Genomic DNA, 9,596 nt, shown 5'->3' on the forward strand with positions numbered 1-9,596 from the left:
GCTACCTAAAAGGACTGAACTATGTTTCGCAAGCCATTGATTAGCCTTGTTCTGGCGACGGCGGTTGCGCTGGTCGGCTGCGTCACCATCAACGTATATTTCCCGGAAGCCGCGGCGCAGAAGGCCGCTGACCAGTTCATCGGCAACGTCCTCGACGACAGCGGCGTGGCCCGTCCGGCTGACGGCGACAAGGCCCCCGCGAAGCCCGCGACCGGCAAGCAGCCGTCGGCGTCGCTGCTCGACCTGGTCATCCCCCAGGCCATGGCCGCCGAGAGCCCGGACATCCAGGTGCGCTCGCCGGAAACCGACGCCATCCGGGAGCGGATGAAGAGCCGCTTCGGCGGGCAGCTCAAGGCGTTGTTCGACGCGGGGGCGGTGGGCTTCACGGCGAACGGGCTGGTTGTCGTGCGTGACGCCGGCTCCCTGCCGCTCGACCAGCGCTCGCAGGCGACCAACGTGGTGCGTGACGAAAACGCGGACCGCGACCAGCTCTATGCCGCCATCGCCAAGGCCAACGGCCACCCGGAATGGGAACCGCAGATCCGCAAGACCTTCGCCGCCGGCTGGGTCGAGCGCGCCCCGTCGGGCTGGTATTATCAGGACGCCTCGGGCGCCTGGAAGCGCAAGTAGGCCCTCTCCGCCAGGATCGCACGCCGCGCTGTTCGCCCGCGCGGCGCCTCCCAGCTTTTAGTTTTTGAGCGCATGACCGACTTCGAAGCCACCATCACCGACCTCAGCCACGACGGCCGGGGTGTCGCCCGCATTGATAACAAGGCCACCTTCGTGTCCGGCGCGCTGCCGGGCGAACGCGTGCTGCTGAAGTACCGCAAGCGCCATCGCAACTACGACGACGCCGAGATCGTCTCCGTCATCGAGGCCTCGCCCGACCGCGTGGAGCCGAAGTGCCGTCACTTCGGCCAGTGCAGCGGCTGCTCGCTGCAGCACATGGCACCGGAAGCGCAGATCGCCGCGAAGCAGCGCGTGCTGGCCGAGAATTTCGAGCGGATCGGGAAGGTCACCCCGGAAAACTGGTTGCCGCCGCTGGCCGACCAGCCGTGGAATTACCGTCGCAAGGGTCGCTTCTCGGTTCGCTTCGTCAACAAGAAGGACCGCGTGCTGGTCGGCTTCCGTGAGGAATCCAACCCGCGTTTCGTGGCCGATATCGATGTGTGCGAAGTGATCCACCCGGCCATCGGGCCGAAGGTGGGCCTGCTTGCCACGCTGATCCAGGGCCTGGATGCGGCACGCGATATCCCGCAGATCGAGTTCGCGGCGGGCGACGACACCGTGGCCCTCGTGTTCCGCCACCTGTCCCCGCTGTCCGACAGTGACCGCGGCAAGCTCACCGCGTTTGCGCAGGCGCACGGCTTCGCCATCTACCTGCAGCCGGGCAACCACAGCACCGTGCAGCCGCTGTGGCCCGACGCGCCGCGCCTGCAGTTCGCGATCCCGGCCGATAACGTCACCCTGGATTTCCTGCCGCTCGACTTCGTGCAGGTCAACGCCGGCATGAACCAGCTGATGCTGGCGCGCACGCTCGCGTTGCTCGACCTGCAGCCCACCGACAAGGTGCTCGACCTGTTCTGCGGGCTGGGCAACTTCACGCTGCCCATGGCCCGTCACGCCGCCGAGGTGGTTGGTGTGGAAGGCGAGCATGGGCTGGTCCAGCGCGCGGCCGAGAACGCCGCCCGCAACGGCATAAGCAATGCCTCGTTCCGCGTCGCCAACCTGTTCGACGACCAGCGCAACGAGCCCTGGGCGAAGCAGGCCTGGGACAAGATCCTGCTCGATCCGCCGCGCGCCGGCGCCGACAAGGTGCTGGAATACCTGCCGCGCAAGGGCACCAACCGTATCGTTTACGTGTCGTGTCATCCGGGCTCGCTGGCCCGCGATGCCGGCATCCTGGTGGAGAAGCACGGCTTCCGCCTGGTCTCGGCCGGCGTGATGGACATGTTCCCGCATACCGCGCACGTGGAATCCATCGCGCTGTTCGAGCGCGGCTGACAAGGGGAGGCCCATGGGCATCGAAATCGAACGCAAGTTCCTGCTCGCCGGCGACGGCTGGCGCGAGCTGGTGGAGCGCAGCGAACCCATGGCCCAGGGCTATCTGGTCGGCATGGCCTCCATCGAGGCGGGGCACGCGAAGTCGTCGGTGCGCGTGCGCGTCTCGGGCGGGCAGGCCTGGCTGAACATCAAGTCGGCCACCCTGGGCATCGAGCGCCAGGAATACGAATACCCCATCGCCGTGGCGGACGCCCGGCACATGCTTGAGACCCTGGCCGACGGTGTCGTCGAAAAGGTTCGCCACCATGTCATGCTGGATGGCGCACACTTTGAAATCGACGAGTTCACCGGCGCCAACCAGGGCCTGGTCGTCGCTGAAATCGAGCTCGACACGGCCGACGCCGCTTACCCGACGCCCGCCTGGCTGGGTGCCGAGGTCAGCGACCAGGTCCGCTATTACAACGTCAACCTGATCGACCGCCCGTTCACCACGTGGACGCCGGCCGAGCAAGACGGGAAGGAGAACACCTGATGCTGCTGATCGGTCTGGAAGGCAAGGAACTCAAGCCCAACGAACACAGCCGCCTTACCGCGCACGGCGTGGCCGGTATCATCCTGTTCTCGCGCAATTTCGAATCGCGCGAGCAGGTCACGGCGCTGATCGACGCGGCGCGCGAGGTCGGCGGCGACGACCTGCTGGTCTGCGTGGACCAGGAGGGCGGCCGCGTGCAACGCTTCCGCGACGGCTTCACCCGTCTTCCGCCGCTGCGTGCCATCGGCAAGCTCTACGACACGGATCCCATCGAGGCGGTGAACCGCGCCGAAGAGCACGCCTGGATCATGGCCAGCGAAATGCGCGCCATCGGCGTGGATTTCAGCTTCGCCCCGGTGGCCGACATCGACCGCGGCAGCAAGGCCATCGGCGACCGCGCGTTCCACGCCGATCCGGTGATCAGCGCCGAGCTCGTGCAGGCTTACGTCCGCGGCATGCACCTGGGCGGCATGGCCGCCGTGCTCAAGCATTTCCCCGGCCACGGTTCGGTACAGGAAGACACCCACGAGTCCGTGGCGGTCGACACCCGCAGCAAGGACGAGATCCTGCGCACCGATCTGCTGCCGTTCGTCGCCGGTATCGAAGCGCGCGCCGAGGCCGTCATGGCCGCGCACGTGAAATACACCGCCGTCGATGACCAGCCCGCCGGCTACTCGCACGTGTGGATCGAGGAGATCCTCCGTGGCGAACTCGGCTTCCGTGGCTGCGTGTTCGGCGACGACATCAGCATGGCTGCCGCCGCCAGCGTCGGCGGTGTGGCCGCCCGCGTCCACGCCAACCTCGATGCCGGATGCGACCTCGTGCTGGCCTGCTTCCCCGATGTGGTTCCCGAAGCGATCGCCGCGGTCAAGGACCGCCGCCTGTCGCCGGTGGAGCGCATCGCGCCCCTGCGCGGCGCGATCGGCTCCACCTGGGAAGGCCTCGTCGACAATCCCCAACGCGAGCGCTTCATCGCGCGCGTGACCGCCCTGGAGTCCTGACCTACCCATGACCGCCACCGCTTCGCTCGAGCACGCGCTCGCCAACGCCGATGTCCTGTTCACCCGCGAACACCTCGATACCGAGATCGCCCGCATGGGCCGTGAGCTCGACGCCGCCCTCGCGGGCGAGCGCCCCGTGTTCCTCACGGTGATGCATGGCGCGCTGATCTTCGCCGGCCAGCTGGCGCTGGCGATGAAGACGGACCTCGAGTTCGACTACGTGCACGCGACGCGTTACCGCGGTGCCACCACCGGGGCCGAGCTGCACTGGCTGCGCCGCCCGGAAGTGCCCCTGCAGGACCGCACCGTGGTGCTGGTGGACGACATCCTCGACGAAGGCCACACGCTGAAGGCCGTGCGCGACGCCTGCACGGCCATGGGCGCGAAGCGCGTGCTGCTGGCGGTGCTGTGCACCAAGCTGCATGACCGTCGCGCCGAGGGCATCGATGCGGATTTCAACGGCGTGGACCTGCCGGACCGCTACGTCTTCGGCTACGGCATGGACTACCACGAGCAGGCCCGTAACCTGCCGGCCATCTACGCGCTGAAGGACTGACCCCATGAGCATCGACCTCGCCGTGATCGGCGGCAGCGGCCTCTACCAGTTCGAGGGGCTGGAGAACGCCGAGCGCCATGCCGTGCAAACCCCCTTCGGGCCGGCCTCGGGCGACATCGTCGTGGGCGACTTCAAGGGCAGGCGCCTCGCCTTCCTGGCCCGCCATGGCGAGAGCCATACGGTGCCGCCGCACCGGGTGAACTACCGCGCCAACCTGTGGGCGTTGCACTCGCTGGGTGCACGCAAGATCGTGGCGGTGAATGCCGTCGGCGGCATTCGCGACGACATGGGCCCGCGCGTGCTGGTGGTGCCTGACCAGGTGATCGACTACACCCACGGCCGCTACACGAGCTTCAACGACGTCGAAGGCGCCGAGGTCCGGCATATCGATTTCAGCGAGCCATACACCGAGAGCCTGCGCCAGGCGATCCTCGCCGCGGCACGTGCCGAGGGCCTGGCCATCATCGACGGTGGCGTGCACGGGGTGACCCAGGGTCCGCGCCTGGAAACCCGCGCCGAGATCGCCCGGATGAAGCGCGACGGTTGCGACCTGGTCGGCATGACCGGCATGCCCGAGGCCGTCCTGGCCCGCGAGCTCGACCTGGAATTCGCCTGCCTGGCCCTCGTGGCCAACTTCGCCGCGGGCGCCGGTGACGAGGCCGAGATCAGCATCGAGGAAATCTTTGCCCACCTCGCCGCTGCCACGGCCAACGTCCCGCCCATCCTCGGCCGCATGCTCGAAGGCTGACCCCGGGCGGCCTATGGGAAAGAATCCCACTTGCGCGTTCGTCTAAAACATGATGATACTTCGCACGCGCCGCGGGGGCAGGCCAAGGGGATCTGGGGAAAGCCTCGCCATCCGGGTGCTTCCAGTCCATGTCTAGGGGTTTCCGCAATGCGTTTCGGTACGGTCAAGTGGTTCAACGACGCCAAGGGTTTCGGTTTCATCGCACCCGAGGACGGTGGGGAGGACGTGTTCGTCCACTTTTCTGCGATCAACTCCAAGGGCTTCCGTAGCCTGCAGGAAGGCCAGCGTGTGCAGTTCGAAGTGACGACGGGCCCGAAGGGTGCCCAGGCGTCGGGCGTCGAAATCGCTGCCTGATCGGTAGCGCCAAGTCGCCGGAAAACCCCGCGCGTGTCGCGGGGTTTTTTTTCGCCTGCAGGCAAGGGCGGCGCCGACAGCGCGCGGCGTGCCGCCCCGGCTGTCCCGGATCCGCCATGACGCCACCCTTGGCGCATGGCTACCCTCATCGAATCCCTCACCGCCCTGGCCGTGTTCGCCATCGGCGCCTCGGCGTCGGCGACCTGGCTGGCCCGGTCCACGGCGGATACGTCCCAGGCGTCGGCACGCGTTCGTGCACTGGGTATCGCCAGCGACATGGAAGCCCGGCTGCGCGCCCACCGCGCCGGGGTGCACGCCGGCCACTATCGCCACGCGATTCCGGCAAGGATCGACTGCCGCAAGGCCTGCTCTCCGGCCCAGCTTGCGCAGCATGATCTCGCCGCTTTCCACGCCGCGCTCGCGTCGGCATGGGGGCGCGGCGCCAACGGGGACGTTGCCTGCGACCAGGGCGCCTGCCTCATCCGCATCACCTGGCCGGGAGGCGCCCTGCATTGGGGCGTGGCGCCATGAAGATGCGCGGCATGACGCTGGTCGAACTGGTCGTCGGCCTTGCCGTGGCCTCGACGGTAGCGGCCGTCGTCCTGGTGGGGTCGGCGGCCGTCGCCACTCAGGTCCGGCGTGGCTTCGCGTCATCGGGGGCAACGGAGTCGGCCGATGCGGCGCTCGCGGCCATGCTGGCGGACGTGCGCCGCGATGGCGAGTGGTCGACCTGCCTTCCCGCCCGCGGCTGCCCGGTTTACGTGGGCGGTGCTTACGGCATGGCGCTGGTGGTGGGCCGGCAGCGGGCGTGGACGATCCAGGACGGCCTTCGCCTTTGCGCCGGCAGGCATTGCGAGCGGGTCTTCGAAGGCGCCACGGCCTTGCAGGTGCTGGTCGACACCGACGTGGACGGCGGCATCCGGCACGACGAGGCACGACGCGGCGACGCCTCTCGTGCCCGCCTGGTCGAGCTGCGCTTGTCCTTGCGCGACGGTACCTCGCGTTCGCGCTGGGCGTGGATACCGCCATGAGGGAGCAGCGCGGTGCCATCCTCCTCATGGTGCTGGCCTCGCTGGCGATCCTGGCGCTGCTGGGTGCCGAGGCGGCGCGGTTCGCGGCGGCCCGGCAGCGCGAGGCGGGCGACGCGTGGTGCCGGGAACTGCTCAGGGCGGCCCGTGACGATCGTCGCGGTGGTCAGGCCGGCGAGGCGCATGCGACCATCACGGATGGCGCGAACGGCGCGTCGCATTTCGAGGGATTCCATGGATCGCAGGCGTTTTCTCCAGGGCGCGACGATTGCATCGGGCGTCGCGCTCGCGGCGGCGGGTAAGACGGCAGCCGCCGCGACCCCTGGCACGACGAAAGCCCCGTCGGTGTCGCCAGGCGGCCCGGGCATGCTGCCGCGCGTGTGCTCCACATGGGACTTCGGCGTACCGGCCAACCAGGCCGCGTGGAAGGTGCTCTCCACCGGCGGCCGCGCGCTGGATGCGGTGGAGCAGGGCGTGCGCGTGCCGGAGCAGGACCTCAAGAACCACAGCGTCGGCCGCGCCGGGTATCCCGACCGCGATGGCAAGGTGACGCTGGACGCCAGCATCATGGACGAACACGGCAATTGCGGTGCCGTCGCCGCGATCGAACATATCGCCCATCCCATTTCCGTCGCCCGCCGGGTGATGGAGCGCACGCCGCACGTGCTGCTGGTCGGCGATGGCGCCCTGCAGTTTGCGCTGGAGCAGGGCTTCCCGCGCGAGGAACTGCTGACGCCGGAATCCGAGCAGGCGTGGCATGCCTGGCTGAAGACGGCGAAGTACACGCCGCAGGCCAACAGCGAAGTCAAAACCTATAACGCCGGCCCGGGTGGCACCCCGGGCGATGCGAGCAACCACGACACCATCGGCATGCTCGCCATCGACGCGAAGGGCAACCTCTCCGGCGCCTGCACCACCAGCGGCATGGCGTGGAAGCTGCACGGCCGCGTCGGCGACAGCCCCATCATCGGTGCCGGCCTGTATGTCGATAACGAGGTGGGCGCAGCGACCTCGACGGGCGTGGGCGAAGAAGTGATCCGCAACGTCGGTAGCTTCCTCGTGGTGGAACTCATGCGCCAGGGCCGTTCGCCGCAGGATGCCTGCCGCGAAGCGATGGAGCGCATCCTGCGCAAGAAGCCGGAAGCACGCGGCCTGCAGGTCGGCTTCCTCGCCATGGACAAGAAGGGCAACGTCGGCGCGTGGGCCATCCAGGATGGCTTCTCGTATGCCATCTGCGATGCGAAAAAGCAGGACACGCTGATCCCCGCCAAGAGCACGTTCTGACCATGGCTCTCCTCGAAGTCGCCGCGAACTCCGCCGCCTCCGCTTTCGCGGCGCAGGAAGGTGGCGCCGGCCGCGTTGAACTGTGCGCCAGCCTGGACGAAGGCGGTGTCACGCCGTCGCACGGCACGCTGGTGCTGGCGCGCGAAGGCCTCACCATTCCGCTGTATGTGCTGATTCGTCCGCGCGCGGGCGACTTCGTTTACGAAGACCATGAAGTCGAGGCGATGCTCGATGACATCGCACATTGCCGCGACCTCGGCTGCGACGGCGTGGTGGTGGGCGCGCTCACGCCCGAGGGCGAAGTGGACCTGGATACCTGTGCGCGCTTCGTCGAGGCGGCACACGGCCTCGGCGTAACCTTCCACCGCGCCTTCGATCTGGTGAACGACCCGTCCGACAGCCTGGAATCCCTCGTCGAACTCGGCTTCGAGCGCGTGCTCACCTCCGGCGGCATGGCCAGCGCCGTGGCCGGCGCCAGTCGGCTCGGCCGGCTGGTGGCCCAGGCCGGCCAGCGCATCGTGGTGATGCCGGGCGCGGGGATCGAGCCCGGCAATATCGCCGACCTGCGCAGCGTCACGGCGGCGAACGAGTTCCACGCGTCCGCCAAGCGCCGCCTGCCGTCGGCCATGCGCCGCTCGCGGGCCGATCCGCTGGGCATGGGCGCGGGCGAAACACGCACGGACGTTGCCACGGTGCGCGCGCTGGTCGCCGCCATCACTCCTTAAACCACGGGATGCCTATCGTGAATCGACTGCAGGGATTCGTTGTGCTCGCCGGCCTTTGCATGGCTGGAAACGTGGCCGCCGCTGATGCCGTGCACTACACGGCGCCGGGCAAGGCGGCCGCGGATCTCAACATCGCGTCGCTGCCGCGTACTGAAGTGAAGGCAGGCGCCCATGGCGATGCCCCCACGGCGTGGCAGGGCGTGAACCTCATCGATGTGCTCCGCGCGCAGGGTGCGCCGGTCGGCAAGGAACTGCGCGGGAAGGCGCTCTCGGACTTCGTCCGCGTCACCGCATCCGACGGCTACCAGGTGATCTTCAGCCTCGGTGAACTGGATCCGGACTTTGGCGGCCGCAAGGTGGTGCTCGTCGACCAGCACGAGGGCAAGCCGCTCGATGCGAAGGACGGCCCTTACCGGCTGGTAGTGCCGGACGACTCGCGTCCGGCACGCTGGATCCACAGCGTCACGGCGATCGAGCTGGTGGAAGCCTCGACGACCGAGCGCCGCAAGCCTTAACCCTTGTCCAGCGGGGTGGTGAGCTTCAGCCCGCTGTTGACCAGGAACAGGCCGTCGTCGGGCAGGGCATCGGCGCTTTCGCCGGTGTCCTTCGCCCACGCGATCGCCTGTTTCGGGCCGGGTACATAGGCTTCCCACTGGCCGTAGTGATCATCCGGCACCGGGCCGGTGCGCAGGCGGTAGGTGACCGGGACGCGCACGAAGTAGAACGGGTCGCTGGCGTGGTTACCGGTCGTGGGGATGTTGAACGTCCAGTCTTTCGCCACCCGCAACGCCGGGTTGGCCAGCACGTTGCGCCACACGTTCATCTGCGTGTCGGAGCCGACCACGCCCAGGTTCACCTGTTCCACGTCGACGTCCACCACCTTGCCGTCGTGGCCGACGCGCAGCAGCAGGTACACCGTGCCCTGGACCCCGGACGCGACCGCGTTGGAGGGATACGACGGCGGCGAGCGCTTGGCGTACGCGACCGTTTCACCACCGCCATTCTCTTCGCCGAACGTGGCGCCGGCGATGCGCACGATATACGTCTGCGCGTCGGGCGATTCGCGCCGGGCGACGAGGCGCAGGCTCATGTGCGCATGGGCCGCGACGGCATGGCCTTCACGCATCACCGGCTCAAAACGCCACTTCGGCGCAGCGCTGCCGATCAGGCCGACGACGTCGGCGGGAATCTTGTCCTGCTTGTCCAGCGCGTAACCGGTGACGGACCCATCGGGAGCCACCGTGATGTCGCCGGTGACCAGCATGCTGGCTTCCGCCCGCTTGCGCGCCGCCTGTGGTCCCGCTGCGATGGCCAGCCCGGTCATCGTCAGCGCCGCCAAACCCAAAACCCATTGCTTCGTCATC

The 9,596-nt window shown here is 68.3% G+C and carries 14 protein-coding genes; 13 read left to right on the plus strand and 1 reads right to left on the minus strand.

Features of this window, described 5'->3' with window-relative positions; genetic code table 11:
* The first annotated feature begins 21 nt into the window (after window positions 1-21).
* From FIV34_RS08515 to FIV34_RS08575, 13 genes are all read left to right on the plus strand, one after another.
* Window positions 22-630 carry a YdbL family probable chaperone protein gene (locus FIV34_RS08515; RefSeq protein ID WP_139981563.1) on the plus strand — a complete coding sequence of 203 codons (609 nt, stop codon included), beginning with the start codon at window positions 22-24 and terminating at the stop codon, window positions 628-630.
* A 72-nt stretch (window positions 631-702) separates the two neighbouring features.
* Entirely contained in the window at window positions 703-2,004 is a 1,302-nt protein-coding gene (gene rlmD / locus FIV34_RS08520; RefSeq protein ID WP_139981565.1) for a 23S rRNA (uracil(1939)-C(5))-methyltransferase RlmD, read from the plus strand.
* 13 nt (window positions 2,005-2,017) lie between these two features.
* Window positions 2,018-2,536 (plus strand): CYTH domain-containing protein, encoded by a 519-nt coding sequence (locus FIV34_RS08525; RefSeq protein ID WP_139981567.1) that lies wholly within the window; start codon window positions 2,018-2,020, stop codon window positions 2,534-2,536.
* On the plus strand, window positions 2,536-3,537 hold the full coding sequence (nagZ, locus tag FIV34_RS08530; RefSeq protein ID WP_139981569.1) for a beta-N-acetylhexosaminidase: 1,002 nt from the start codon (window positions 2,536-2,538) through the stop codon (window positions 3,535-3,537). The genes FIV34_RS08525 and nagZ overlap by 1 nt, the downstream gene beginning before the upstream one ends.
* A gap of 7 nt (window positions 3,538-3,544) precedes the next feature.
* Window positions 3,545-4,093, plus strand: a complete 549-nt coding sequence (locus tag FIV34_RS08535) for a hypoxanthine-guanine phosphoribosyltransferase (protein WP_139981571.1) — start codon at window positions 3,545-3,547, stop codon at window positions 4,091-4,093.
* 4 nt (window positions 4,094-4,097) lie between these two features.
* Complete coding sequence (locus tag FIV34_RS08540; RefSeq protein WP_139981573.1) at window positions 4,098-4,841, plus strand: S-methyl-5'-thioinosine phosphorylase; 744 nt, start codon at window positions 4,098-4,100, stop codon at window positions 4,839-4,841.
* Window positions 4,842-4,988: 147 nt separating this feature from the next.
* Window positions 4,989-5,195, plus strand: coding sequence for a cold-shock protein (locus FIV34_RS08545; RefSeq protein WP_063573812.1), 207 nt, complete (start codon window positions 4,989-4,991; stop codon window positions 5,193-5,195).
* Between the two features lie 135 nt (window positions 5,196-5,330).
* A complete protein-coding gene (locus FIV34_RS08550) occupies window positions 5,331-5,726 on the plus strand; it encodes a type IV pilus modification PilV family protein (RefSeq protein WP_139981575.1) in 396 nt (131 codons plus the stop codon).
* Window positions 5,723-6,226, plus strand: a complete 504-nt coding sequence (locus tag FIV34_RS08555) for a prepilin-type N-terminal cleavage/methylation domain-containing protein (RefSeq protein ID WP_170207548.1) — start codon at window positions 5,723-5,725, stop codon at window positions 6,224-6,226. The genes FIV34_RS08550 and FIV34_RS08555 overlap by 4 nt, the downstream gene beginning before the upstream one ends.
* On the plus strand, window positions 6,223-6,525 hold the full coding sequence (locus tag FIV34_RS08560; protein WP_139981580.1) for a hypothetical protein: 303 nt from the start codon (window positions 6,223-6,225) through the stop codon (window positions 6,523-6,525). The genes FIV34_RS08555 and FIV34_RS08560 overlap by 4 nt, the downstream gene beginning before the upstream one ends.
* Complete coding sequence (locus tag FIV34_RS08565) at window positions 6,458-7,507, plus strand: glycosylasparaginase (protein ID WP_139981582.1); 1,050 nt, start codon at window positions 6,458-6,460, stop codon at window positions 7,505-7,507. The genes FIV34_RS08560 and FIV34_RS08565 overlap by 68 nt, the downstream gene beginning before the upstream one ends.
* Window positions 7,508-7,509: 2 nt before the next feature.
* The gene (locus FIV34_RS08570) at window positions 7,510-8,232 is read left to right on the plus strand and encodes a copper homeostasis protein CutC (RefSeq protein WP_425462912.1); all 723 of its coding nucleotides are present in this window, start codon (window positions 7,510-7,512) and stop codon (window positions 8,230-8,232) included.
* Window positions 8,233-8,249: 17 nt separating this feature from the next.
* Window positions 8,250-8,747 (plus strand): molybdopterin-dependent oxidoreductase, encoded by a 498-nt coding sequence (locus FIV34_RS08575; RefSeq protein WP_139981584.1) that lies wholly within the window; start codon window positions 8,250-8,252, stop codon window positions 8,745-8,747.
* On the opposite strand, the gene FIV34_RS08580 is transcribed toward FIV34_RS08575, so the two are convergent.
* Window positions 8,744-9,595, minus strand: a complete 852-nt coding sequence (locus tag FIV34_RS08580) for an energy transducer TonB (protein WP_139981586.1) — start codon at window positions 9,593-9,595, stop codon at window positions 8,744-8,746. The genes FIV34_RS08575 and FIV34_RS08580 overlap by 4 nt on opposite strands.
* Between the last annotated feature and the right edge of the window lies 1 nt (window position 9,596).

This window comes from Luteibacter pinisoli (genome assembly GCF_006385595.1).
Taxonomy (GTDB): Bacteria; Pseudomonadota; Gammaproteobacteria; order Xanthomonadales; family Rhodanobacteraceae; genus Luteibacter; species Luteibacter pinisoli.